This is a genomic window from Pseudomonas sp. Ant30-3, from assembly GCF_000690905.1.
Classification (GTDB): domain Bacteria; phylum Pseudomonadota; class Gammaproteobacteria; order Pseudomonadales; family Pseudomonadaceae; genus Aquipseudomonas.
In genome coordinates this window covers 1-25,398 of the sequence record NZ_JMCL01000097.1, presented here as the reverse complement: position 1 = coordinate 25,398, position 25,398 = coordinate 1, and the positions used below count along the sequence as shown (strand labels likewise).

The following is a 25,398-nucleotide window of genomic DNA, read 5'->3' as shown; positions in this document are numbered from 1 at the left end:
GCGAGGGAGCTTGCTCCCGCTGGGCTGCATAGCGGGCCACGGTTTTCAGGGCTGCTGCGCACCCCAAGCGGGAGCAAGCTCCCTCGCCACAAAAATAACCCGGCAAGTCATATCAGATGAAGATGGTTGTCCCAGAGCCCTGCAGGCAGATCCAGCGGTTTTGCAACGAGATCTTTCTGACGGCAATCGTAGTACCGGCAGCGTCCCTGACCGGAGGTTACGACGAAGCCATCCGCCACCGCACCGACGCCAGCGCAATCGGCAAGCGGCGCATCCAGGCGCACTTCGCCGCTGTCCAGGTCCCAGATGAAAAAGCGGTTGCCCCGCGGCGCCGTTAACGCCACCAGACGCAAATCGCTGTGCACCGCGACGCTGGCGGTGTAGTGCCCCATGGCTTGCAATTGATGTTCCGCCACTGGGAAGGGCATGAACGATTGGCCCGGCCGCTTGATCGCCAACAACTCCGACGATTCATGAGACGGGCCCATGAATTGCTGCCCGGCGACGATGGTGCCGTCGTCTGCGATGCCAAGGTGACGCACGCTGTTCATCTGCTGCGCGAGGGTTTCCTTGCTCAGCAGCGTGCCGTCGCGCTGCATCAGCACCAGGCTAGGCTCCATCGCATTGAGGTTCATCTCGACCCGGCTTTCCGCCTCGGTGCGAATCCCGCCGTTGGCCACGACCAGGGTTTCGCCATCCGGCATCCACGAAACCTGATGCGGGCCGATGCCATGAGTGGAAATCTCGCCGCTGTGCACCAGTCGCTCACCTTCAAACCTGTACACGCCGAGCAGGCCGCGACCCGGATCGGAAGTGTCGTTCTCGGTCGCATACAACCAGTCGCCGCTCTTGTGGATCACGGCGTGACCGTAAAAATGCCGGTTCGGCAGCGACGTCACGGTCTGCAGCAGTGTGCCGGCGCGCAGGTCGATCAGGTAGCTCTCGGTGCCCGGCCTGCGGGCGACGAACAGCGCAATCGGCAGCGTCGGGTGGTTGATGATGTCGTGGCAACGCTGGCCGACTTCGGTGGCGAACGCCCGTGTGCCGTCCAGCCGATAACCGACGGCGTAATGCTTGCCGTCGCCGTCGTCCCGCGCTGACAGCAGCAGAGGGCTTTTGTCCTTTTGCTTGAACAGCGTCCAGCCGCCCAGTGTCACTGCTCCCAGCAGCAAACTACCTAAAGTCAGAGCCTGACGTCGCAGCATGGCACTTGTCCTCATCAGTCACCGTCGTTGGCATTGAAGCCCAGTTGGATGCCCAGCGCCTTGGCCAGTTCGCCTTCGTGCAGGCGATGGACGACGTTGAGGCTGTCATAGATGTCGTTGAGTTGCTGGCGACCGGCATCGTCGCTGAGCATCTCGGCCAGCGAGCGCTGGTTGCTGGCGAACAGTGTCAGGGACGCAGCGTAAGCGGCGTCGATCTTGTCGGCGAGCGGTTTCTGCTCGCTTGGCAACAGGCCGCGCAAGCCTTTATTGTCGACGCCTTCCCAGACCGTTTTGGCAGCGGCGAGACTGGTTTCCAGTCCGCTGAGTGACGAATGGCTGCGCCATGCATCGGCCTGGAATGGCTGGGGTACGCCTTTGCTCTGGCGACCCATCGGCGTGCCGAGTTTCTTTTTCAGGCTGTCGAGCGCGGTGACCTGAACGCGCAGCAGGTCGGCAATCGCTTCGTGGGAATCGGCGTAGCGCTGGTTCGGGAACTTGCTCATCTGCGCGAGCATACCGTCGGTGTTGTTCCAGCCCTTGAGGATCTCCTCGGCCAGCTGTTTCTGGTGTTCGCCAATCGCGATCAACAGTGGGCAGTATTTGCTCTTCTGCGCATCGTTGGCGACGTCGGGCTTGCTGTCGAACAGGATGTACTCGTAGGCGGACAGGCCCTGCACCACGACGCTGGATTTGGCCAGTGCGGCCGCGTCGATCTGCGGCTGCGCGGTCACCAGTTGCTCGACCTGACGGCCCACGAGGTTTTTCTTGTCCGGCCAGAACTGCACCGACCAGGCGCGATTGCCTTCGGCCAGTGGCCCGATCAGCAGCGGTTGCAGCTCGGCCCAGGCTTTCTGCGCATGAAGGAAATCAGCGCGAGCGGTCTCCAGGTCCGATTTACCCTCGCAGTAGGCCAGGGCACTGACCGCGAGCTGGCGGTCGGCCTCAACCCAGCGCGTGTAAGTCGGCAGGATCACCGACTTGGCGATGGCTGCCGAAGTGACCGCCTGCGGGTCCTGCGGAGAACAGGCTCCGAGCGCAAGTGCAGCAAGGCTGGTGAACAACAATTTGGGACGGAACATGTCGGGCTCCCGCTTATGGAGTGGGTATCAAAGGGAATTCAAAAACGCCAGCAGCGCAGCGCGCTGTCCGGCATCGAAAGACAAAACTTTTTGCTGCGCCGCGGTGGCTTCGCCGCCATGCCAGAGCACGGCTTCGAGCAGGTTGCGGGCACGGCCGTCGTGCAGGAACCGGGTGTGGCCGCTGACCGCTTGCGTGAGGCCGATACCCCACAGCGGTGGGGTGCGCCAGTCGCGTCCACCGGCCTTGAATTCAGTACGGTTGTCGGCCAGGCCATCGCCCATGTCATGCAGCAGAAGATCGCTATAGGGACGAATCACCTGATTGGCCAATTCAGGTTCACTGGCGTTGGCGGCGGTGGTGTATTTCGGTGTGTGGCACGACTGGCAACCGGCCTGGAAAAACAGGGTTTTGCCCGCCAGCACCTCGGGGGAGCTGACATCGCGGCGGGCCGGTACGGCGAGGTTGCGGCTGTAGAACAGGACCAGACGCAGGATGTTGTCGCTGACTTCCGGTTCGCCATCCGGCCCCTTTCCGTTCGGCGCCTGCTTGCAAGCGACCTGTGCGTTAGTGCAGTCATCAAAGGTGCGCAGGCTGGTGGTCAGGCCCATGTCGCCGGAAAACGCGTGGACATTCTGCTGATTGAGGTTCGGTTGCCCGGCTTTCCAGCCGAATCGGCCGAGGACGGTTTTCTGTTGTACGTCATCCCAGACCCGATTCGGGCGACCGGCAATGCCTTTGTTGTCTTTGGCCTGAGCCTCGGCGTTGGCTAGAATCGCCTCGTCGGGGATGGCTTCGAGCAAACCGAGGCCGATCATCGGCGGCGCAACCCGGGCCGAGAAACGTGTGTCGGGATGCATCGGGCCGTAGCCGAGCTGGGTGATCTGCAGGGTTGGTTTTTGTAGCTCCACTTCACTGCCGTCCTGGAAGCGGACCGGCACCGGCGTGTAATCGACGCGGACCTTGCCCTCAGGGATGACGCCGGGCACTGACATGTCCTGAAATTGCCCGCCGTAAACCGGCTCGGGGACGACGCCTAACTGCTCGATGACCTTGGCGTAGGCCGGCGAATCAGGAATAGACAGACGTACCAGCATCGATACTGCATTTAGTGCGCCAGGCGCCGGCGGATGACCGCGGCCGTCCTTGATGTGGCAGTTCTGGCAGGCGTTGGTGTTGAACAACGGGCCTAGACCGTCACGCGCCGTAGTGGTCGCCGGAGCGATCACCCAGGGGTTGCGAAAGAAACTGTTGCCGACGCTGAAATCCACACGCCGCGATGGCGGGAGGTTGGCGGAGGGCAGGGAGAACGAGTTCTGATCAGTCTTGCGCACCGTCGCGTCGCCTCCTGAGCGGGCTTCACCGGGTTCGGCTTCGGTAAAACGCGGGGCGTCATCGCAGGCACTCAGGCCCAGGGCCAGAAACAGTGCGAACAAGCGAAGAGGCAGCGAGGGCATCAAGACATCCTGCGAGACGTGCAAAACAAAGGCGCAAAGTCTAACAGGGCAGGGGGGATTGAATAAGAGGAATTATCGTTTGGTTAATGTGGAACACATTTTACTGAAGGTCGCGATTCCTGTGGAAGCGAGCCTGCTCGCGATGGTGTGTCAGGCGACACTTGTGTAACTGATACACCATCGCGAGCAGGCTCGCTCCCACAGGGAGGCGGTGTTTGGCCGGCATGAAAAAGGCGACCCGGAGGTCGCCTTTTTATGCAGCCAGCGTTGATCAGAATTCGTGATCAGCGTTGTCCGGGTTCAGGTCGGTGATACCCAGTTTACCCGCAGCCGCTTCGATCGAACCGGTCTGCTTGACCAGCGAGGCGATGGCGTCGCGAACGACCTGGTTGCCAGCGGTGTTGCCGGCAGCGATCAGCTGGTCGTAATGCTCACCCTTGTTGGCGTGATCGACGATGACCTGCATCTTCGCTTCGGTCGCAGCCAGGTCGGCTTTCAGCGCGGTATCGGCAGCCGGATCAGCCTTCGCCACCAGCGAGGACAGGCTTGCGCCGGTCATCTTGGTGCCGTCAACGCGAGTGTATTCGCCCAGGTAGACGTTGCGAATGCCTTTGGCATCGTAAAACTGCGAGTAGTGAGTGTTGTCGCTGAAGCAGTCGTGTTCGTCTTCCGGGGAGTTGGCTTCCAGGGAAACCTTCATGCGCTCTCCCGCCAGTTCGCCCAGGGACAGGCTGCCCATGCCGAAGAGCATTTTGCGCAGGCCGGTTTCGCCCGGTTCGGCTTCCAGCGTCGCGCGATAGTTGTCAGCTACGTTCGGCTTCCAGTTGCCGACCATTTCTTCCAGATCGCTGACCAGCAGTTGAGTCACAGCCTTCAAATAAGCACGACGACGCTCGTTGTGGCCGCCAGTGGCACCGGCGCCTTCCAGGTAGTCGGAGGCCGGACGGTTGCCAGCGCCCGGGCCGGTACCGTTCAGGTCCTGGCCCCACAGCAGAAATTCAATCGCGTGATAACCGGTGGCAACGTTGGCCTCGGCACCGCCCAGCTCATTCAGGCTGGCGAGTTTTTCCGGGGTAATGTCTTTGACATCGACCTTGTCTTCGCCGACCTGAACTTCGCTGTTGGCGATGATGTTGGCGGTAGCGCCCGGGTTACCCAGTGCGTGTTCGTAGGATTTGTCCGTGTAGTCGATCAGGCCTTCGTCCAGTGGCCAGGCGTTCACCTGACCTTCCCAATCGTCAATGATGGTGTTGCCGAAGCGGAACACTTCGCTCTGCAGGTAAGGTACACGAGCAGCGACCCAGGCAGCCTTGGCGGCGTTCAGGGTCTCGGCATTCGGCTTGGCGAGGAACGCGTCAACGGCAGTTTGCAGGGTTTTCGCGGTCGATTCGGCGTCGCTGTAAACGGCGAAGACGATGTCGGCGTAATGCGCGACAACGGCTTTGGCGGCGGCCTCATCGACTTTGCCGGCAGCCGCTGGTGCAGTGGCCGGGGCTGGAGCCGTCGTCGTGGCAGCTGGAGTCGGCGCTGGCGCGGCAGCTTTGTCTTTGCCTTCGCCACAACCGGCGAGGGAAATAGCGATGGCCAACAGACTGGCGGTAGCCAGAGGCATACGAATCATGGCGAACATCCTGCTTCGAGAGGGGGTGGAATGGCGCGGCTAGCGCGCAAAGCTGCGACATAATGCAAATCTTTCGCATTATGTGTAAAGGGTCGTGGTTGTAAATATTTCTTATTCAGAGAAAAGATCGCAGCCTCGTTTTTCTCGACAGCGCCTACGCAAGTGCTGGCTCTACCGTAGGAGCTGTCGAGTAAAACGAGGCTGCGATCTTTGGGCCTTCACAAGATCACCGCATTGCTGCGCTGCGCCTGTTTCAGGTACGCGCCCAGTTCCCGTGCCGGCAGGGGCTTGCTGTAGAAGTAGCCCTGACCTTCGTGGCAGCCCTCGGAAATGATGTAGGCCTCCTGTTCGGCGGTCTCCACACCCTCGGCAATTACCTGCATGCCCAGGCTCTTTCCCAACTGGATGATGGCCCGGACGATGGTCGCATCGTCGTCGTCATCGAGCAGGTCCTGAACGAAGCTCTTGTCGATCTTGATCTTGTCCAGCGGCAGGCTTTTCAGATAACTCAGCGATGAGTAACCGGTGCCGAAGTCGTCAATCGCGATCAATGCGCCGGAACGACGCAAACTCAGCAAGTGCTGAGCGGCGGTGCTGATGTCTTCCATCAGGCCGGTTTCGGTCACTTCCAGTTCCAGGCTGCGCGGTGGCAGGCGATACATTTGCAGCAGATTGTTGACCACGCGCGGCAACTCGGCGTGGTGCAACTGAACGGTGGACAGGTTGACGGCCATGCGCAGGTCAGTGAAACCCTGGTCATGCCAATCGCGCAATTGTTTGCACGACTGATCCAGTACCCATTCGCCGATGGCAATAATGGTGCCGTTCTGCTCCGCCAATGGGATAAACAGGTCCGGCGGAACTAGCCCGTGCTCGGGATGCTGCCAGCGAATCAAGGCCTCGACACCCACCACTCGATGATCGCGATAGCTGATCTGGGGTTGATAAACGAGGTAGAACTGGTCGCGGATAAGGGCGTCGCGCAGATCTTTTTCCAGTTCGCGTCGGCGGCGCATCTCGGTATCGACACTGGCGATATAGAACTGATAGCGGTTGCGCGAGCGCGTCTTGGCCAGGGTCATGGTCTGCTCGGCTTTCTGCAGCAACTTCTCGGTGCTGTCGCCGTCCTCCGGGAACAAGGTAATGCCGATGGTTGCGCGCAGGCGAATCTCTTGATGATCGAGGGCAAATGCCGCTTCCAGGTCATCGAGAATGCTTTGCGCCAGTTCAGCCGCTTCATAGGGTTGTTCGATATCTGCCTGCACCAGCGCGAACTGATCACCGCCAAGCCTCGCCAGCGCGCCCAGCCGACCGCTGTGGGCGCGCAGGCGATCAGCCAGAGCGAGCAGTAATTGGTCGCCCGTCTGATAGCTGAACTGTTCGTTGATGCCTTTGAAGTCATCGAGACCCACGCACAATACCGCCACCCGGCGTTGCAGTTTGCCGGCGTCGACGAGGATCTTGTCCAGCTGCTGCTGCAATTGCTGGCGGTTGGGCAGGCCTGTCAGAAAATCGTACTGAGCCATGCGCAGCAGGCTGTTTTCCGCTTCGTGGCGCAGGTGAGTGTTACGCTCGATGGATTCAAGCAACTGATTAGCAGTGTTGATCCAGATCCCCAGTTCGTTTTTTTCGTGACCCTTAAGTTGCGGGATCTTGTGTTCGCTGGGGCGATCGGGGTTGATTTCCGTCAGGTGCTCGATGATCCGTGACAATGGCTTGGTCAGCAGCCAGTGATAGACCAGATACAGCACCAGGCCCAAGGCCAGAGCGCGCAGCACCCCTGAAATGAAGATGATCACCGAGTTGACGATGAAGCCCTGGCCGTACGTGGCTGTGTCGAGCGTGATGCTCAGGTCACCGTAATACTCGCTGTAGGGGCCGCGTCCCACCAGTTGGGTGGTGAAGGTGCTTTCCTTGCCGAGGATCAGGTCGGTCAGCCAGCGGCTGTTGGATTTCTGCAGCTCGCGGGACTTTTGCGCGAGCATGGCTTCGTTTGGGTGGCCAATGGAGGCCTGGCGCACAGCGGCGTCCTGAAACAGGCCTTCAATGACCTGCATGCCCATTTCCCTGTCAAGGCTGTAGACCGCCTGTGTCGAGGGGTCGCGAAACATGTCGAGAATGCGTTCGGCATCGTTGGCCACAGCCTGGCGTGTCTTATAGGCATCGAAAACAATCTGCGCGCAGCTCAATACCACGCCGACGATCAATGCCGACAACAGCACGACCCGGAGCAACTTCACCGACAAGCTGTTCTTGAGTTCCAGCTTCAAAGAGTCATTCCTTGTTCCGTGCGGTAGCATCAAGTTGCCATGAGTATTGGCAATCCGGCCATGGCAGTCAAAGGGACAATCAAACACAGGGGAATTTGCCTATGGTTGGCCCTGGTGCTGGCGTCTGGATTAGTACTGTGTCGGTTGTTGGGTCCTTCAACTTTAGGGGGAATCCGGACTAATTTTCCGTTGGGTTGATGTTAGACGGGTGTGGCGTTGGGGCAAGGGGTTGGGGGCTGGTTTCATTGTGAGAAATTGGCCTTGTTTTTGTGGGGGCGTGGGTTCTGGTGATGCCTGGTTTCGATGCGGTCGAAGCTTGCTCGCAAAGGCGCCCTGCCAGCCAACCCTTTTCTCATCGAATGAAGCCCCTACACTTTCCACCGCACCAAAAAAAACCCGGCTAAAAAGCCGGGTTTTTCTGACTGGCGTGTACTCAAGCGGTGAAGGTTTTGCCTTCGAACTGCTCAGCCACGAATTTCCAGTTGACCAGGTTCCAGAACGCTTCGACATACTTTGGACGAACGTTGCGGTAGTCGATGTAGTAAGCGTGTTCCCAGACGTCGCAGGTCAGCAGCGGGGTGTCGCCGCTGGTCAGCGGGTTGCCGGCGCCGATGGTGCTGGCCAGGGCCAGGGAACCGTCAGCCTTTTTCACCAGCCAGCCCCAGCCGGAACCGAAGGTGCCGATGGAGGTTTTGCTGAACTCTTCTTTGAACTTGTCGAACGAACCGAAGGAGGCATTGATCGCCTCGGCCAGTGCGCCGCTCGGTTGACCGCCGGCGTTTGGCGCCAGGCAGTTCCAGTAGAAAGTGTGGTTCCAGACCTGAGCGGCGTTGTTGAAGATACCGCCCGAGGAAGTCTTGACGATTTCTTCCAGAGTCTTGCCTTCGAACTCGGTGCCTGGCACCAGGTTGTTCAGGTTCACGACATAGGTGTTGTGGTGCTTGTCGTGGTGGTATTCCAGCGTTTCCTTGGAAATGTGCGGCTGCAGGGCATCGTGTGGATAAGGCAGCGGCGGCAATTCGAAAGCCATGATGATTCTCCTAATCAGGTCAGTTGCGGTGAGCGCAAGGCCGATCACGGGCGGCCAAACAAGCGCCGGGGAGTTTGTACTCTTTGCGGCGCAGGGTTCGGATCATAGCACCGGGGGTGCGGCATAACCACGCAACAACTGTGTGGAATAGAGGTTCCAGAGCCTTTTGGAATAATCAGCCGGTGACGATCAGTTGCAGAGCCACGGCGAACATCATCACCGCCACCAACAGGTCGAGGATTCGCCAGGTGCCTGGCCGTGCCAGCCACGGGGCCAGCCACGCCGCGCCCAGTGCCAGGGTGAAAAACCACAATAGCGACGCAGTCGCCGCGCCCACGACGTAAGCGCTGGGGTCGGTCTGCTGGGCGCCGAGTGAACCGATGAGCAACACGGTGTCCAGATACACGTGCGGGTTGAGCAACGTGACGGCCAGCGCGCTGAGCATTACCGCACGCAACGACCGGACCGTCTGGTTTTCCCCTTGCTGCAGGCTCTGCTTCGTGAAGGCGCGGCGCAGCGCGAGGCTGCCGTACCACAGCAAAAACGCCGCACCGCCCCAGCGCGCGATGGCCAGCAACGTCGGGTTTTGCGCCAGCACCGTGGCCAGGCCGAAAACGCCCGCAGCGACCAGCAACGCGTCGCACGTCACACAGAGGGCCGCCACCGGCAGGTGATGTTCGCGCCGCAGGCTCTGGGCCAGCACAAACGCATTTTGTGTGCCGATCGCCATGATCAGCCCGGCAGCGACCAACAGGCCGTTTACATAGCTCTGCCACATAAAGCTTTACTCCGCGTTCGCTGCGAGATCGCGCAGCACATGCAAGGCGCGTTCGGCATCGGCCTGGCCGACGAATAAATGGTCGTGGAAATAGCCTGCCACCACATTGCAACTGATTCCCGCTTGGCCCAAAGCGCCGGCGAACGCGGCCGTTAACCCCACGGCTTCGAGAGACGAGTGCACATTCAGCGTGAGCCATGCTGCGATGTAGTCGAAATGGAAACCGGCTCGCTCGGCGTCGGAGCGTTCCAGAATGACGGTCAGACCTTCCTGCTCGCGAAAGCTGCCGACGATCTCTACGTCTGTCGGCATTTTCCCGTCGCTGAGGGTGCAAAAAACGTATTCGCCCGCATTCAACTGCGGGCTCATGCTGCGAATGAGCGTCACCAGTGAAGTTTCGCCGGTCATGTCGATGTCCTGTTTCATGAGTTCTTGCTGGCCATTCTCTGGTCTTGGGCTGTATAAGGAAAATCAATCATCCTGATCGCTCATTAGGAAAACTGATGTTCGACTACAAACTACTCTCTGCGTTGGCGGCGGTCATCGAACAGGCCGGGTTCGAACGCGCCGCGCAAGTGCTCAATGTGTCGCAATCGGCCATCTCGCAGCGGATCAAATTGCTTGAGGCTCGAGTGGGCCAACCGGTGCTGGTGCGCGTGACGCCCCCGGCCCCGACCGAGATCGGTCGACGGCTACTCAACCACGTGCAACAGGTGCGTTTGCTTGAGCGCGATCTGCAAACCCTGGTGCCGGCACTGGATGACGAAGGCCTGCCGGAACGTCTGCGCATCGCCCTCAATGCCGACAGCCTCGCCACCTGGTGGGCTCCGGCCATCGGCGACTTTTGCGCAGAGCACCATCTGTTGCTCGACCTGATCGTCGAAGACCAGACAGTCGGCCTCAAACGAATGCGCGCAGGTGAAGTGGCGGCCTGTCTGTGCGCCAATGAGCGCCCGGTAGCGGGTGCGCGTAGCGTGCTGCTGGGGGCGATGCGCTATCGGGCGTTAGCCAGCCCGGCCTTCATCGCCAGGCATTTTCCCGACGGCGTGCGCGCCGAGCTGTTGTCGAAAACGCCGGCGTTGGTCTTCGGGCCGGACGACTTCCTACAGCATCGCTACCTCGCGTCCCTCGGCGTAGACGGCGGTTTCGAACACCACCTGTGCCCATCGTCCGAAGGTTTCATTCGCCTGACTGAGGCTGGACTGGGCTGGGGATTGGTGCCGGAATTGCAGGTGCGCGAGCAGCTGAAAAGTGGCCAACTGATCGAGTTGCTGGCAGATAAGCCGATCGATGTGCCGCTGTACTGGCATCATTGGCGCAATGGCGGGCAGTTGCTGAGCCTGCTCACCGATCAGTTGGTGCGTTCGTCGGCGCATTGGTTGGTGCCTTGGGAGCAGCGGTAAGCGTCAAGCTGCAAGCCGCAAGTAATGCGCTTGCGGACGGTTTTTTCTCTGTTTGAAATTTGAAGTTTGCAACTGTACTCGTTGGAGCAATTCATGAAGATTCTGGTTACCGGCGCGAGTGGTTTCATTGGCGGACGCTTCGCGCGTTTCGCTCTGGAACAGGGCCTGGACGTACGGGTCAACGGTCGCCGGGCCGAAAGCGTCGAGCACCTGGTACGCCGCGGCGCCGAGTTCATTCCGGGCGATTTGAGCGATGCGGACCTGGCGCGGGCGCTTTGCTCCGACGTAGACGCGGTGGTGCATTGCGCCGGGGCAGTCGGTGTGTGGGGGCGTTATCAGGATTTCCATCAGGGCAATGTCCAGGTCACCGAAAACATCGTCGAAGCGTGCCTGAAACAACGGGTTCGACGCCTGGTGCATTTGTCCTCACCGTCGATCTACTTCGACGGCCGCGATCATCTTGGCCTGACCGAAGAGCAAGTGCCCAAGCGCTTCAATCATCCCTACGCCGCGACCAAATACCTGGCCGAGCAAAAAGTCTTCGGCGCCCAGGAGTTCGGCCTCGAAACGGTAGCGCTGCGCCCGCGTTTCGTCACCGGGGCCGGTGATATGAGCATCTTTCCGCGTTTGCTGAACATGCAGCGCAAGGGACGGCTGGCAATCGTCGGTAACGGTTTGAACAAGGTCGATTTCACCAGCGTGCAAAATCTCAATGAAGCGTTGCTCAGCAGTCTGCTGGCCAGCGGATCAGCATTGGGTAAGGCGTACAACATCAGCAACGGCACGCCGATTCCGTTGTGGGACGTGGTCAATTACGTCATGCGTCAGATGGAAGTCCCACAAGTCACTCGTTACCGTTCCTACGGTTTGGCCTACTCCGTGGCCGCGCTCAACGAAGGTGCGTGCATGCTCTGGCCGGGCCGTCCGGAACCGACACTGTCGCGCCTGGGCATGCAGGTCATGAACAGGAACTTCACGCTGGACATCAGCCGCGCCCGGCATTATCTGGATTACGATCCCAAGGTCAGTCTGTGGACGGCCCTCGATGAATTCTGCGGCTGGTGGAAAGCTCAGGACGTTCGCTGAAAGCCGGCTCACTGAACCGAGCTTCAGGTTCAGGGTCAATCCCTGCGGCCGTGGGGGTTATACTCGCCGCATCAAGCCATCACCATGTTTCACAAAGGTTGATTGAATGCCCATGCGTAACGATGCCAACGACGATTTCGACAATGTGCCGAGCCTGCGTGCCGACATCCTCGATGACGATGATTTCCCGACCACTGCGCGCAACAGCGTGCATTCGCGTACCGCGCCGGTGGTCAAGGTCAAGGCTGCCAGCACCGGCCCACTGTGGGCTCTGGTCGGCGCTTTGTTCTTCGCGTTCGCCGGCCTCGCCTGGTGGAGCTTCCAGCAGATTTCGCTGATGGAGCAGCAATTGGTCGCCACGCAGGAAAGTTTCGCGCGAATCAGTGAGGAAGCGGCGGGGCGCTTGCAGGACATTTCCGGCAGGGTCGTCGCCAGTCAGACCAATGTCAGCAGCGACAGCGAAGCATTGAAGCTGCAGATCAAACAGCTGGAAAGCCGACTGCAGGACCAGAGCCAGCAGCAACAGGGCGTGGCGGGTCAGGCTTCGGAACTGGATAAACGGCTGGCCCAGATGACCGCGCAAACCACCGATCTGGATAAGCGCCTCGCGCAGCTGACGGCGCAGAACACCGAGCAGCAGACCGCCAATACCCAGTTGCAAACGCAGGTGAAAACCCTGACCGGCGAGCTGAGCGCCTTAAAAACAGCCACCGCTGACGGTGGACAATACGATTCCCAGCTGAAAAGCATCGGTGCCGACATTGTCGCCCTGAAAAAACAGGGCAATCCGAGCGCGGCCATCGAGCGGCTCGAACAAGACATCATCGTGTTGAAAAGCCAGCAGGACAATCGCCCGGCTCAAGGCGCGGCCAGCACGGCCGAGTTCGATGCATTCCGCGGGCAGGTCACCCGAAGCATCAACACGCTGCAAGCGCAGATTCAGAATTTGCAGCAGCAGTTGCGGGCGAAGCCTTAGTCCGACCCACGCAACGCGCCACAGCTGCGCCGTACGTAGCGGCTGTCGAGCCTGCGAGGCTGCGTCCGTTTTATCCATTCCGAATGTTGCTCAACATCCATACATGCCGCCAACCCGTCTACGCTCTCCAGACACCGATAAGAACGAGGAATGCGCAATGGCGGTTTTGCACAAGTTGGCCCTGTTGGGCGGGATGCTGTTGCTGTGCCTGGGGCAGGCTCAGGCGGCCGGGACTGAGCAGGAGGACAGTCAGGCCGCGCGGGCTTTGCTGGAAAAGGCCTTGGCCTATTATCACGAGAACGGCGACAAGGCGTTCGCGGCGTTCAGTCGTCAGGGCGAATTCGTCGACAAGGACCGTTACGTGTTTGTTGTCGACACCAAAGGCGTGATGCTCGCCAGCGGGGGGCCGTCTTCGGCATTGATTGGGCGTGATGTCTCGGACGTCCTCGGGCCGGATGTGCAGAAGGCGTTCAAGGACGCTTTGAAAGTGCCGCAAGCCAATGGCATCCAGCAGGCTGAATACCGCTGGCAGAATTGGTCGGATGGCAAGGTCGAGCGCAAGCGCGTGTTCTACCAACGCATCGGCGAACGCATTCTGGCGGTCGGTTATTACTTGCCGCGAGCCTCTGCGGAGCAGGCCATGGCCTTGCTGAACAAGGCGGCGATGGATCTGACCAAGGACGAGAAGGGCACGTTGACGGCAATCAACTCGCTCAAGGGCGGGTACTTGCAGGATGACCTGTATGTGTTCGTCGTCGATCTGGACACTCAGCGCTATGTCGCGCATGGCACCAACCTGCGATTGATCAACACCGATTTCGGCAAGATCAAGGACCCGGAGGGCAAACCGGTGGGCGAGCCGATTCTGGCGTTGATCGCCAGGCAGGATTACGGCGAATACGAATATCGCTGGAAGAACCCGGTGACCGGCAAAGTCGAGGACAAGCACGCATACCTGAAAAAGGTCGGGCATTTCCTGGTGGCGGTGGGTTATTACAGCCCGTGATTTTTACTGTCTGAAGTACCGCTGTGGCGAGCATGCTCGTGACAGCGGGCAACCCGGCCGATCTACCGAACCTTGTCCTCACGCCCTCGCAGCACATTGTTCGGCATCGCAATCGCTGCCGCCAGGCCCAGCAAGGACACCGCAGCACTGACCATCAGCAGGTGGCGGAAAGTCAGCAATAGCTCCGCACGCAAGGCATTTTGCGCATCCCCCGGCGCCGCGTTCAAACCGTCGAGCAGGACATTCCCCGAACTGCCCTCAGCCATCAATGCAGACCCGGCCAGTTGGGCGACACTGGAATCCTGCAACAACGCCAGCAACAGTGCCGACATCAACGCCACGCCCACCGCGCCACCGAGCGAGCGGAACAGGTTGGTGGTGCTGGTGGCCACGCCGATGTCCCGTTGCTCGACCGAATTCTGCGTGCCGACCAGAGAGGTCGGGAATTGCATGCCACCGGCGATGCCACTGAGCAACATGAACAGGCTGCTGAGCACCAACGCCTGAGGCGGACTGTATGCCATGCCGACGATGGCGATCGGCATCAGCAGGGCGCCGCAGAGAATCATGGGTTTGTAGCGACCAGTTACCGATGTCCGGCGTCCGGCGAAATACGCGCCGATCGGCAATCCCATCGCCAGTGGCAGCAGGTGCAGCGCTGCGCTGTCGGCGCCGTCGCCGGTAACACTCTGAAAGCGCAACGGCATGAGCACGATCAGCGAGATCGCCTGGAAACTGGTGAAAAAGATCGTGCACCAGCACAGCACCGCGCTGCGATTGGCAAACAGATGCATGGGCAGCAGCGGTTCGTGGGTGCGACGCTCATGCCACACGAACAGCGCCAGCACGATCACCGCGCAAACCAGCAGGCCCAGCACTTCGGCGCTGCGCCAGGCATGGCCCTGACCGACTTCGGTAATACCCAGCAACAAGGCAGTCAATCCGATGATCATCAGCAGCGTGCCCAGGTAGTCAATCACCGGTTTGCGCTGCGGCACTGGCAATCCGACCAGCGTGCGATGAGCGACCAGCAGGGCGCCAAGGCCTAACGGCAAATTGATCAGGAACACCCAGCGCCACGACAGATACTCGGTCATGTACCCGCCGAGCACCGGCCCTGCGACGCTGGCCACCGCGTACATACTACTGAAATAGCCCTGATAACGCCCGCGCTCGCGAGGCGGCACGATGTCGCCGATGATCGCCTGGCTGACCGAAATCATCCCGCCCGCGCCGATGCCTTGAAGGATTCGCGCCAGGACCAGTTGCTCCATGCTCTGGGCCATGCCGCAAAACAGGGAGGAGACCGTGAACACCGCCATGCCAAACAGCATCAACTTGCGGCGGCCGTACAAATCGCCGAGTTTGCCGTAGATCGGCACGGCCACGGTCATCGCCACCATGTAACCGGAAATCACCCAGGCCAGCAGGCTGACGTCCTTGAATTGCGCGGAAATAGCCGGCATTGAAACCGCGACAATGGTTTGATCCAGCGCACCCAGAAAAATCGCCAGCATCAGGGCGATCAGTACGCTGCGAATGGCCGGTTTTGGCGTGTCGGGCTGATTGAGAGTGGTCACGATAAAACCTGCGGGCAGTGATTTCCGCAAGGCGAGGCGAGCGGGCAAGTGCCCGCCAGTGTAAGTCGGTAGCAGGCTATTCGATAGCCTCGTATGGGAGTCCGACGTAATTTTCCGCGATGGTTTTTCGACCCGCTTCGGAGTCGACGAAGTAATCCAATTCTGACTCGGCGATGCGTTGGCTGAACGCATCATTGTCGTCAAAACGGTGCAGCATAGAAGTCATCCACCAGGAAAACCGCTCGGCTTTCCAGATCCGGCGCAGGCAGACTTCGGAGTATTTATCGAGCAGATCGACGCGGCCTTCGCGGTAAACCTTTAGCAGAATGTTGAACAGCGTACTGACATCGCTGGCGGCCAGATTCAGCCCCTTGGCGCCTGTCGGCGGGACAATGTGTGCGGCGTCGCCAACCAGAAACATCCGCCCGTACTGCATCGGCTCGACGACGAAACTGCGCAGCGGCGCGATGCTTTTTTCGATCGAAGGACCTGTCACCAGCGCCGCCGCCAGTTCAAGGGGCAGACGCATTTTGAGCTCATCCCAAAAACGCTGATCCGACCAGTCCTCGACTTTTTCTCCGCTCGGCACTTGCAGGTAGTACCGGGTGCGGCTTGGCGAACGCATGCTGCACAGGGCAAAGCCGCGTTCGTGACGGGCGTAGACCAGTTCTTCGTTGACCGGTGGCGTGTCGGCCAGAATACCCAGCCAGCCGAACGGATAGACCCTTTCAAACACCTTGAGGCATTCGCTCGGAATCGACTGCCGCGCCACGCCGTGGAAGCCGTCGCAGCCGGCTATGTAATCGCAATCGAGCCGCCAGGTTTCACCATCCTGCTCGAATGTGACGTAGGGCTCAGCGGTTTTCATGCCGTGGGGCTCGACGTTGCTGGCCTGGTAAATCGTCCGCGCACCGGTGTCCCGACGGGCGGCCATCAGGTCGCGGGTGACCTCGGTCTGGCCGTAGATCATGACGTGTTTGCCACCGGTCAAGCCGTGCAGATCGATGTGCACGCGCCGTCCGCCGAGCGCCAGTTCGAAGCCGTTGTGCAGCAAACCTTCGGCATCCATGCGCCGGCCCACACCGGCCTGCCGCAACAGCTCGGTCATGCCTTGTTCCAGCACCCCGGCGCGAATTCGTCCGAGCACATAATCCGGGGTCTGGCGCTCAAGGATGAGGGTGTCAATTCCAGCGTTATGCAGTAATTGACCCAGTAGCAGGCCAGCTGGACCGGCACCGATAATGGCGATTTGAGTTTTCAGCGTTTTCATTGTTTTTATGACTCGCAAGGTCCACGCGCTTAGGTCGATGGATAATTGTTAGGGGTCGAGTGCTTGCATTTTTCCCTTGCGAGTCTGTCAATTGAAGGTGAAAACTGAGCCGATAGCTGTACATTCTGCCAATCGGTGCGATTATCGCCCATCACCTCCCAGAGGCCTGGATTGACGTTATGAACAAGCCTGACCTGCCTTCCTTCCCGGTATTCAAGCTCTACGGCGAAAGCCTGGACTGGCCGACCCCGGACTTGTTGCACTGTGAAACCATTTCCGCGCGTAGCCGCGAACACCAATGGGAAATCAAACCCCACCGCCACGCCGATTTATGCCAGTTGCTTTTCGTGTTCAAAGGTCAGGCAGAGCTTGAAATCGAAGGCAAACGTACGCAACTGAGCGAGCCGACGGTGTTGGTGCTGCCGCCGTTGTCGGTGCATGGCTATCGATTTTCCGAGGATGTGGAAGGGTATGTGGTGACCCTGGCGGCGCCGTTGGTGGCCCATCTTCAGGCGCAACTGGGCAACTCGGTGAATGCACTGGCTCACGCGCAAAGCTATCCGGCAGGTGTGGACAGTGACTATCTGAACAGCCAGTTTGGCGCCCTGCAGACTGAATACACCGGTCATCAGCCGGCACGCGAGATGCTGATGCATGCGCTGGTCAGTGTGGTTATGGTCTGGGTCAGTCGGCAGGTGATTCAACGTCACAAGGCCAGTCAAAGGCCGCAACGGGCGAGGGAATACCTCAATGGCTTCATTCAACTGGTGGAAGAAACCTATCGCCAGCACGTCAAGGTCGAAGACCTCGCGCACCGCTTGGGGATTTCCGTTTCACACCTCAACGGCACGTGCCGCGAGCTGGCCGGTCAGCCGGCGCTGCAGATCATGCACGAGCGCCAATTGCTCGAAGCCAAGCGCCTGCTGACCTACACCAGCATGACCATTTACGAAATGTCCGACGTATTGGGGTTTTCTGATCCGACCAACTTCACGCGCCTGTTCCGACGCCGGGTGGGGATTTCGCCCAAGGCCTTCCGTGACCGCTTGAAGGCCGATCAAGAGAACGACATCTGACGCCTTTCGCTAGCGAAGGGCGTTGAGCGTTGCGTTGTGGGGAATGCAGCGTTCGACGTTACAGCTTGCGTATTCACGGGGCAGTTGTCGCAACTGTTCCACCCGCCAGGCTGCGGTGCCGTACAGCGCCAGCGTGGCCGCGCAGGTGATGAAGATCGTGAGATACCTTCTTGTTTTGATGTTCATGGCGTAGACCTCTGAACGAATACCCGTGGGTACTGCTTTCAGTTTAGGTCAGCGTATGGGAGTTGCCAGTGGAAGAGGGGTTGCTTCTATGCGGTCATTCAGAACGCTGATGAGCCCCTGTGGGAGCAGGCTGGCTCGCGAAGACGGCCTGATAGTCGATATCAGCAAGGCCGAGCGTTAGCTCGCCTCGCCAGCTTTTGATTTGAGCGCCACCTCGGGAGGCCGAGCGCAGGTTCTGCGCAGTGGGCAACCCGGCATGGATGCCGGGTTAGCTGCCGCCGGCCATGGATGGCCGATGGCAGCGGGCCCACGGAGCAGGACCGGAGCGAGGGCATGGCGAGCATTAGCGAGCCACCGGACGTCAGGGGCAAGAGCACTTGGTTACTTGGTGCTTCTCCAAGTAACTCGCTGTAAAAGCGAAACCAATTTATGCCCTCACCGAAGAAACGGATATGTACGCCCTGTGAAATGGTTTGGTCAGTGTGAGGCAAGCCTGCCCGCCCACGGCGATTCAACCCTCACCGCGATTGCGCCTGCTCCACCAGCCACCCCATCAATTCGCGCAACTTCCCTGTAGGCTCAGGCCTCTGCGGAAACACCAGGTAGTACGCCAAACCCGTCCTGACCTTCAAATCAAACGGCATCACCAGCCGTCCGGCGCTCAGGTCATCGCCGATCAACGACCAATCGCCGATCGCCACACCGGTACCTTGCGAGGCCATCGACATGGCCAGGTCCAGCGTTTCGAAATGCTGGCCCCGGCTGACATTGCTCAACTGCACATTCGCCATTTTCAGCCATGCATTCCAGTCGCGCTCGTCCCGTGTCGGATGCAATAACAGATGCCGCTGCAAATCCTCGGGTGTGTGCAGCGCCACCGCGCCTTGCAGCAGTGGCTGCGAACACACGGGCGTCAGTTGCTCATCGAACAAATGAAAAGCGGCCAGCGCGGTATCCGGCGGTGGACCGTACACGACCGCCGCGTCGAACTGCTCACGATGAAAATCCACCCCGTGACTGATGGTGTTGGTCAGTTGCACCGGCGCATCGGGACGCTCTTTTTGCCATTGCATCAGCCGCGGCAGCAACCAGCGCATCACACAGGTAGGCGCTTTCAGGCGCAGGATTTGGCGTTTTTCGCCGATCTGCTGCACCGCCTCGTCGATCAGACCGAAGACCTGCTGCACCTGCGGCAGCCATTCACGTCCTTCGGCCGTCAGTTGCAGGCCGCGCGCCTGGCGAATGAACAGCGCGTAACCCAGATGATCCTCCAGGCCGGCGATCTGTCGGCTCACTGCACCTTGGGTGATGTGCAGTTGCTCTGCCGCGCGAGTGAAGTTGCAGCACTGCGCCGTGATCAAAAAAGTGTGCAGCGCTGACAGCGGGGGCAATCGTTTCATGAGGATCCGAGGTATGACGTGACGACATGGCTAGTATGACTTTTTATCCATTGTTACGGCTACGTGTCGCCCGTTCCAATGAGGCCATTCCCGGACCTGCCGAATCATCATAAACACTGCGCAGGCCCGGCGTCTCAAACGAACAAGAAGGGCAAAGACATGGCGACGTGCGGCGAAGTGTTGGTCAAGTTACTCGAAGATTACGGAGTCGAGCAGGTGTTCGGCATTCCTGGTGTGCATACCGTGGAGCTGTATCGCGGGCTCGCCGGTTCGAGCATCAACCACGTCACGCCGCGTCATGAGCAGGGCGCCGGCTTCATGGCCGATGGCTACGCGCGCACCAGTGGCAAGCCGGGTGTATGTTTCATCATCACCGGGCCGGGCATGACTAACATCACCACGGCCATGGGCCAGGCCTACGCCGACTCGATCCCGATGCTGGTGATCTCCAGTGTGCAATCGCGCAGTCAGTTGGGCGGCGGCCGGGGCAAGCTGCATGAGCTGCCGAACCAGAGTGCGCTGGTCGCTGGCGTGTCGGCGTTTTCCCACACCTTGATGTCGGCAGCGGAATTGCCGGGGGTGCTGGCGCGTGCTTTCGCCTTGTTCCAGGCCGGTCGTCCGCGTCCGGTGCACATCGAAATTCCGCTGGACGTGCTGGTTGAAGACGCCGATGACTTGCTCGCCAGTCGCCCGGTCAACATTGACCGCGCCGGTGCTTCGCCCACCGCGATCGGGCGCATGAGCGAACTGCTCGCCAAGGCCAAACGCCCGCTGATTCTCGCTGGGGGCGGTGCCATCGATGCGGCTGCCGAGCTGACTGAGCTGGCCGAACTGCTGGACGCCCCGGTGGCCCTGACCATCAATGCCAAAGGCATGCTCGAATCCAGCCATCCGTTGCTGATCGGCTCGACCCAGAGCCTGGTCGCCACGCGCGCGCTGGTGGCCGAGGCTGACGTGGTATTGGCGATCGGCACCGAGCTGGCCGAGACCGATTACGACGTCACTTTCGCGGGCGGTTTCGAGATTCCAGGCGCACTGCTGCGCGTGGACATCGACCCGGACCAGACCGTGCGCAACTACCCGCCGCAAGTGGCGCTGGTGGCCGACTCGCGCCACGCCGCCCAAGCCTTGCTGAGTGCGCTGTCGCACAAGTCGCTGGCTGAGCGTGGTAATGATTGGGGCCAGGTCCGGGCCGCACGCTTGCGCGAAGAACTGGCCGCTGCCTGGGATGCTCCGACGCTGGCCCAAACCCGATTCCTCAAGACTGTTCTGCAAGAGCTGCCGAACGCAGTTTTCGTCGGCGATTCGACGCAACCGGTGTACACCGGCAACCTGACGTTCAACCCGCAACGTCCGCGTCGTTGGTTCAACTCGTCCACCGGTTACGGCACCCTGGGTTACGCGTTGCCGGCGGCAATCGGCGCCTGGCTCGGCGGCAGCAGCGACAACGGTGTGCGTCCTCCAGTGGTGTGCCTGATCGGTGATGGCGGCCTGCAATTTACCTTGCCGGAACTGGCCAGCGCTGTCGAAGCGTGCACCCCGGTCATCGTCCTGCTGTGGAATAACCAGGGTTACGAAGAAATCAAAAAGTACATGGTCAACCGCGCCATCGAGCCAGTTGGCGTGGACATCTACACCCCGGACTTCATCGGTGTCGCCAAAGCGCTCGGCTGCGCGGCTGAAGCGGTCGACGGTGTCGAGCAATTGCGCCATGCCCTGCGTAGCGCGGCCGATCGCCAGGGGCCGACGCTGATTGAAATCGATCAGGCGCAATGGATGAAGGCGGTAGCGAAATGAGTTTCCCGACGAATCTGCAAGGGCTGTTCATCGATGGCCAATGGGCGGCCGGCAGCGAGCATCTGCGCGTGATCAACCCGGCCACCGAGGCGCTGCTGACGACTGTGAATGGCGGCGATGCCCGCGCTGTCGATCAAGCCGTACACGCCGCGACTGCCGCGTTCGGCGAATGGTCGAAAACCACCGGCGCCGAGCGTGGCGCGGTCCTGCGCAATATCGCGGCGGGCGTGCAGGCCGCTCGCGAACAACTGATGAATCTGCAATCGAGCAACAACGGCAAACCCTTGTTCGAAGCGGCCATTGACGTTGACGACGTGATCGCTACCTTCGAATATTACGCCGGGCTGGCCGAGGCCCTCGACGCACAGCAGGACACGGCGGTGCAACTGCCGAGCGAGGATTTCACTGCGCGTCTGCGTCGCGAACCGTGCGGTGTGGTCGGGCTGATCGTGCCGTGGAATTTCCCCATGGTGACCACCGCGTGGAAACTCGCCCCGGCGCTGGCGGCCGGTTGCTGCGTGGTGCTCAAGCCTTCCGAAGTGACACCGCTGGCGGAGTTGCAACTGGCCAGAATCATCGACGGGGCCGGTTTGCCCAACGGCGTGTTCAATCTGGTCTGCGGCACCGGCCTGGCCGTCGGCGCGCCGCTGTCGGTTGACCCGCGCATTGCCAAAATATCCTTCACCGGCAGCAACGCGGTCGGCGTGCAGGTGATGCAGCGAGCCGCCGAAAGTGTGAAAGGTGTGAGCCTGGAGCTGGGCGGTAAATCCTCGCTGCTGGTGCTCAAGGACGCCGACATCGAACTGGCGGTAGAGGTTGCTTGCGGCGGTGGTTATTTCAACGCCGGGCAGATGTGTTCGGCCACCAGCCGGGTGCTGGTCGCGGAAGAATTGGCCGACGAGTTTCTGACCAGGCTGCAAGCGCGCGCCGAAGCCATTCGCGTCGCCGACCCATTCGACCCGAACGTGGAAATGGGCGCGCTGGTCAATCAGGCGCAATACCAGCGAGTGCTTGGCCACATTGATCGTGGGCTGAGTGCTGGCGCCAGGCTGCTCTGCGGCGGCAATCGTCCGGCCGATCTTTCACGCGGCTATTTTCTGCAGCCAACGGTTTTCACCGACGTGCCCCTGGACAGTGCGTTGTGGTGCGAAGAGATCTTTGGCCCGGTGATTTGCGTGCGCAGTTTTGCATCTGAAGCCGAGGCGATTGCCCTGGCCAACGACAGCCAGTTTGGCCTGGTGGCCAGCGTGGTCACTCGCGACGCTGAAGTTGCAGACCGGGTCGCTAACGCGTTACAGGCGGGGCTGGTGTGGATCAACGCGCCGCAAGTGATCTTCCCGCAGACAGCGTGGGGTGGTTACAAACAGAGCAGCATCGGTCGCGAGTTGGGGCCGTGGGGCTTGCAGGCGTTTCAGGAAATCAAACACGTGATCAGGGCGGTGTAATTTTTTAACGGTCCGGAGGGTTGGCGTGAAAAATAACTCCAGCCCTCAAACCGTTAACCGCAACCGCGCCAGATCCCGCAACGGTGGCGCGCCAAACAGACGGCTGTACTCGCGACTGAACTGCGACGGGCTTTCATACCCCACCCGATACCCGGCCGCCGCGGCTTCCAGACCTTCAGCCAGCATCAGGCGCCGCGCTTCCTGCAGGCGCAGTTGCTTTTGATATTGCAACGGGCTCATCGCCGTCATCGCCTTGAATCGATGATGCAACGTCGACACGCTCAGGTTCACTTCCCTGGCCAGATCATCAATACGCAACGGTTGCTCAAAATGGCCGTTGAGCCATTTGATCGCCTGGCTGATGCGATGGCTCTGGCTGTTGGCGATAGCGATTTCATACAACCGGTGGCCCTGCGGACTGCGCAGCAACCGGTAAAGAATCTCCCGGCGAATCAGCGGCGCGAGCATGGCGATGTCTTTCGGCGCATCGAGCAACCGCGCCAGACGCAGCACTGCGTCGAGCATCGCAGTGTCGATTCGCTCGACATACAAGCCACGGCCGGTGGGGCGAGTCGGTACGCCAAGCGGCCCGGCGTCGGCAATCAACGCGGTGATTTCTGCCGCGTCGATGTCCAGCCGTACCGCCAGGATCGGCTCTTCAGAAGTGACATTCACCACACGCCCGCTCAACGGCATCGAGACCGACACCACCAGGTAATGCAACGGGTCGTAGTTAAAGAACTCGTCGGCCAGGCGAACCTCTTTACGGCCCTGGGCCATGATGCACAGTGCCGGTTGCGCCAGCACCGAAGCGAAGTCGTGGGATTTGCTGTGCCGCGACATGAACAGCGAGCTGACGCCTGTGGCATAGGTGCCATCGTCCTGAGTGTTGCGGCGGATGATGGCGGCCAGCTCCGCGCGCTGCTTCTCCATGTCGGTGTCCAGCGGAGCTTGAACCTGATCGAGCAGCGACATGCGGGGCATCCTCGGCGTATCAATGGAATGGGCTGAGCTTAAGTTTGTGCAAGGCGCAACGGTAGACACATTCTGCGAGAAGCTTGCCTGATTCTGCATGGCGCTGATCAATGGACCGACCAAAGCAGCCCATCGGCCGAAATACTTGCTTGAAACGAATGTTTCATAGCGACGGCTTGGGTTACATGTTGTTACGTGTGCTGCGGTGCAACCGCGCAGGATTGTGCAACAAGCTGGCAGGAATCGACTAACCGCGCCAGCCGGGTCGCGCTTAACCTTGGATCCTGTCGCAGCCCGTCCCCTGGTTGCGGTCGATTACCTGGGAGGGTTGAACATGTCTACGCAGATCCCCGTCAGTCACATGGCCTTCGTCCGCGCCCGCGCCGGACGCTCGGTGGAACTCGGTGCGCGGCTCAGCGCCTTGATCGAGCCGTCGCGCAATGCGCCGGGTTGCCTGAGCTTTTCCCTGCAACATTCGCAATGCGATCCGGAGTTGTGGCTGGTTTCCGGTTTCTGGGTCAATCAACAGGCGATGACGGCTTATTTTAGTACGCCTGCCATGCAGATTTTCGCCGAGCTGGTGCAGGGTCTGGTGGTCAATAGCCTGGATTTTCATACCTTCAAGGACGTGTCCGCAGAACAGGCCCGAGGCCAGACCCGGTCGTGGGTACACAAAATGGCGGGTTGAGGGTTTAATGGCTGCATTCTCACCAACCAGGATCCGACATGGCACGCAAAGCCTTTGAAACCTTCGAAGCCGTCTCCGCCGTAGTGCCCCGCGAGGGTGGTTACTACGCAGCGATTGCTACCAAAGCCATCGGTGGTACAGGTACGCCTCGCTTCAACAAACTGCTGGAGGACCAAATCTTTACCACCGCCACCGCAGCGGATGATGCAGCCGCCATACAACTGACCCATCTGAAAGGTGTCAGCGAAGACGGCGAGCTGATCTGGTAATTACTTGGCTGCGCCCGGAACGGCTCCCGGAACGGCGCCCGGACGAAACATCTTGAACAATGCCTCAGGCCCCAGCTGGAAATAATCCGCCGGGCCGCCGCCGCGCAAAATCGGTTCTGCTGCGGCGGTGTCGTAGACGCCATCCTTGAGCAACCATTTGGCGATGTGCACGGCGACCACTTCACCGAGAATCAACCAGCTCGGCACCACGTTGCCATCGGCACGTTGCAGCTGAATGATCTGCGTGACCTTGCATTCGAACGACACCGGACTTTCGGCGACCCGTGGCACCTGAATGATTTTCGAAGCGACGGGCGTCAACCCGGACAACTCGAATTCGTTGACCTGCGGCTCGACCATGGCGCAGCTCTGGTTCATCTGCTCGGCCAACGGCCGGGTCGCCAGGTTCCAGGCGAATTCGCCGGTCTGCTCGATGTTGTTCAGGCTGTCTTTGCGCCCGACGCTGGAGAAGCCGATGATCGGCGGAATGTAGTTGAAGGCGTTGAAGAAGCTGTAGGGCGCGAGGTTCAGGCGACCCTCGGCATCCTGGGATGAAATCCAACCGATGGGACGCGGGCCGACAATCGCATTGAACGGGTCGTGCGGCAGGCCGTGGCCGTTGGCGGGTTCGTAGAAGTGGATGTCGTCGGGCATGAGCAATTCCTGAGCTGTATTCTGTATGCGCCAATAGTGCAAGGACGATCACTTTATTTCCAGTCGACGCTATCCCTGTAGGAGCCGGCTTGCTGGCGATGGTGTGTCAGCTAACACCATCGTCGCTGACACACCATCGCCAGCAAGCC

23 protein-coding genes are annotated in these 25,398 nt (G+C 60.2%); 9 read left to right on the top strand and 14 right to left on the bottom strand.

Annotation, left to right across the window (positions count from 1 at the left end; all coding sequences use genetic code 11):
• Positions 1 to 107: 107 nt before the first annotated feature.
• The 8 genes from DU29_RS0122420 to DU29_RS0122385 all read right to left on the bottom strand — a co-directional run bounded on the left by DU29_RS0122420 (position 108) and on the right by DU29_RS0122385 (position 9,846).
• Entirely contained in the window at positions 108 to 1,205 is a 1,098-nt protein-coding gene (locus DU29_RS0122420) for a DUF1513 domain-containing protein (RefSeq protein ID WP_028623719.1), read from the bottom strand.
• Positions 1,206 to 1,219: 14 nt separating this feature from the next.
• The gene (locus tag DU29_RS0122415; RefSeq protein ID WP_028623718.1) at positions 1,220 to 2,284 is read right to left on the bottom strand and encodes an imelysin family protein; all 1,065 of its coding nucleotides are present in this window, start codon (positions 2,282 to 2,284) and stop codon (positions 1,220 to 1,222) included.
• 27 nt (positions 2,285 to 2,311) lie between these two features.
• Positions 2,312 to 3,739: a di-heme oxidoreductase family protein gene (locus DU29_RS0122410; RefSeq protein ID WP_028623717.1), complete on the bottom strand. Its 1,428-nt coding sequence runs from the start codon at positions 3,737 to 3,739 to the stop codon at positions 2,312 to 2,314.
• A 271-nt stretch (positions 3,740 to 4,010) separates the two neighbouring features.
• On the bottom strand, positions 4,011 to 5,360 hold the full coding sequence (locus tag DU29_RS0122405) for an imelysin family protein (protein ID WP_028623716.1): 1,350 nt from the start codon (positions 5,358 to 5,360) through the stop codon (positions 4,011 to 4,013).
• A gap of 218 nt (positions 5,361 to 5,578) precedes the next feature.
• Positions 5,579 to 7,660 (bottom strand): putative bifunctional diguanylate cyclase/phosphodiesterase, encoded by a 2,082-nt coding sequence (locus tag DU29_RS0122400; RefSeq protein WP_442961324.1) that lies wholly within the window; start codon positions 7,658 to 7,660, stop codon positions 5,579 to 5,581.
• 403 nt (positions 7,661 to 8,063) lie between these two features.
• Complete coding sequence (locus tag DU29_RS0122395; RefSeq protein WP_028623714.1) at positions 8,064 to 8,660, bottom strand: superoxide dismutase; 597 nt, start codon at positions 8,658 to 8,660, stop codon at positions 8,064 to 8,066.
• Positions 8,661 to 8,835: 175 nt separating this feature from the next.
• Positions 8,836 to 9,438 carry a LysE/ArgO family amino acid transporter gene (locus DU29_RS0122390; RefSeq protein WP_028623713.1) on the bottom strand — a complete coding sequence of 201 codons (603 nt, stop codon included), beginning with the start codon at positions 9,436 to 9,438 and terminating at the stop codon, positions 8,836 to 8,838.
• Between the two features lie 6 nt (positions 9,439 to 9,444).
• Positions 9,445 to 9,846, bottom strand: coding sequence for an ACT domain-containing protein (locus DU29_RS0122385; RefSeq protein WP_028623712.1), 402 nt, complete (start codon positions 9,844 to 9,846; stop codon positions 9,445 to 9,447).
• A 95-nt stretch (positions 9,847 to 9,941) separates the two neighbouring features.
• On the opposite strand from DU29_RS0122385, the gene DU29_RS0122380 reads away from it, so the two are divergent.
• The 4 genes from DU29_RS0122380 to DU29_RS0122365 all read left to right on the top strand — a co-directional run bounded on the left by DU29_RS0122380 (position 9,942) and on the right by DU29_RS0122365 (position 13,909).
• Positions 9,942 to 10,841 carry a LysR family transcriptional regulator ArgP gene (locus DU29_RS0122380; RefSeq protein WP_028623711.1) on the top strand — a complete coding sequence of 300 codons (900 nt, stop codon included), beginning with the start codon at positions 9,942 to 9,944 and terminating at the stop codon, positions 10,839 to 10,841.
• A gap of 93 nt (positions 10,842 to 10,934) precedes the next feature.
• Positions 10,935 to 11,927: an NAD-dependent epimerase/dehydratase family protein gene (locus DU29_RS0122375; RefSeq protein WP_028623710.1), complete on the top strand. Its 993-nt coding sequence runs from the start codon at positions 10,935 to 10,937 to the stop codon at positions 11,925 to 11,927.
• A gap of 106 nt (positions 11,928 to 12,033) precedes the next feature.
• A complete protein-coding gene (locus tag DU29_RS0122370) occupies positions 12,034 to 12,903 on the top strand; it encodes an ATPase (protein WP_028623709.1) in 870 nt (289 codons plus the stop codon).
• A gap of 157 nt (positions 12,904 to 13,060) precedes the next feature.
• Positions 13,061 to 13,909, top strand: coding sequence for a cache domain-containing protein (locus DU29_RS0122365; RefSeq protein ID WP_028623708.1), 849 nt, complete (start codon positions 13,061 to 13,063; stop codon positions 13,907 to 13,909).
• Positions 13,910 to 13,971: 62 nt separating this feature from the next.
• Here the strand turns inward: DU29_RS0122365 and DU29_RS0122360 are convergent, their stop codons facing one another.
• Both DU29_RS0122360 and pobA read right to left on the bottom strand, forming a co-directional pair.
• Entirely contained in the window at positions 13,972 to 15,489 is a 1,518-nt protein-coding gene (locus DU29_RS0122360; RefSeq protein WP_028623707.1) for an MDR family MFS transporter, read from the bottom strand.
• 76 nt (positions 15,490 to 15,565) lie between these two features.
• Positions 15,566 to 16,750 (bottom strand): 4-hydroxybenzoate 3-monooxygenase, encoded by a 1,185-nt coding sequence (gene pobA, locus DU29_RS0122355; protein ID WP_177326978.1) that lies wholly within the window; start codon positions 16,748 to 16,750, stop codon positions 15,566 to 15,568.
• A 188-nt stretch (positions 16,751 to 16,938) separates the two neighbouring features.
• On the opposite strand from pobA, the gene DU29_RS0122350 reads away from it, so the two are divergent.
• A complete protein-coding gene (locus DU29_RS0122350) occupies positions 16,939 to 17,835 on the top strand; it encodes a helix-turn-helix domain-containing protein (RefSeq protein ID WP_028623705.1) in 897 nt (298 codons plus the stop codon).
• 9 nt (positions 17,836 to 17,844) lie between these two features.
• Here DU29_RS0122350 and DU29_RS1000000133025 read toward each other — a convergent pair whose 3' ends face one another.
• Together DU29_RS1000000133025 and DU29_RS0122345 are read right to left on the bottom strand one after the other, a co-directional pair.
• A complete protein-coding gene (locus DU29_RS1000000133025) occupies positions 17,845 to 18,021 on the bottom strand; it encodes a hypothetical protein (RefSeq protein WP_177326977.1) in 177 nt (58 codons plus the stop codon).
• A 518-nt stretch (positions 18,022 to 18,539) separates the two neighbouring features.
• Positions 18,540 to 19,421 carry a LysR substrate-binding domain-containing protein gene (locus DU29_RS0122345; protein WP_028623704.1) on the bottom strand — a complete coding sequence of 294 codons (882 nt, stop codon included), beginning with the start codon at positions 19,419 to 19,421 and terminating at the stop codon, positions 18,540 to 18,542.
• 159 nt (positions 19,422 to 19,580) lie between these two features.
• Between DU29_RS0122345 and DU29_RS0122340 the strand changes: the two genes are divergently transcribed.
• Together DU29_RS0122340 and DU29_RS0122335 are read left to right on the top strand one after the other, a co-directional pair.
• Positions 19,581 to 21,218, top strand: a complete 1,638-nt coding sequence (locus DU29_RS0122340; protein ID WP_028623703.1) for a 5-guanidino-2-oxopentanoate decarboxylase — start codon at positions 19,581 to 19,583, stop codon at positions 21,216 to 21,218.
• Entirely contained in the window at positions 21,215 to 22,663 is a 1,449-nt protein-coding gene (locus DU29_RS0122335) for an aldehyde dehydrogenase family protein (RefSeq protein WP_028623702.1), read from the top strand. The genes DU29_RS0122340 and DU29_RS0122335 overlap by 4 nt, the downstream gene beginning before the upstream one ends.
• A gap of 45 nt (positions 22,664 to 22,708) precedes the next feature.
• Here DU29_RS0122335 and DU29_RS0122330 read toward each other — a convergent pair whose 3' ends face one another.
• A complete protein-coding gene (locus tag DU29_RS0122330) occupies positions 22,709 to 23,638 on the bottom strand; it encodes an AraC family transcriptional regulator (protein ID WP_028623701.1) in 930 nt (309 codons plus the stop codon).
• Between the two features lie 334 nt (positions 23,639 to 23,972).
• On the opposite strand from DU29_RS0122330, the gene DU29_RS0122320 reads away from it, so the two are divergent.
• Positions 23,973 to 24,326 (top strand): putative quinol monooxygenase, encoded by a 354-nt coding sequence (locus DU29_RS0122320; protein ID WP_028623700.1) that lies wholly within the window; start codon positions 23,973 to 23,975, stop codon positions 24,324 to 24,326.
• Positions 24,327 to 24,364: 38 nt separating this feature from the next.
• Positions 24,365 to 24,595, top strand: a complete 231-nt coding sequence (locus tag DU29_RS0122315) for a hypothetical protein (protein ID WP_028623699.1) — start codon at positions 24,365 to 24,367, stop codon at positions 24,593 to 24,595.
• Here DU29_RS0122315 and DU29_RS0122310 read toward each other — a convergent pair whose 3' ends face one another.
• On the bottom strand, positions 24,596 to 25,249 hold the full coding sequence (locus DU29_RS0122310; RefSeq protein ID WP_028623698.1) for a flavin reductase family protein: 654 nt from the start codon (positions 25,247 to 25,249) through the stop codon (positions 24,596 to 24,598).
• Between the last annotated feature and the right edge of the window lie 149 nt (positions 25,250 to 25,398).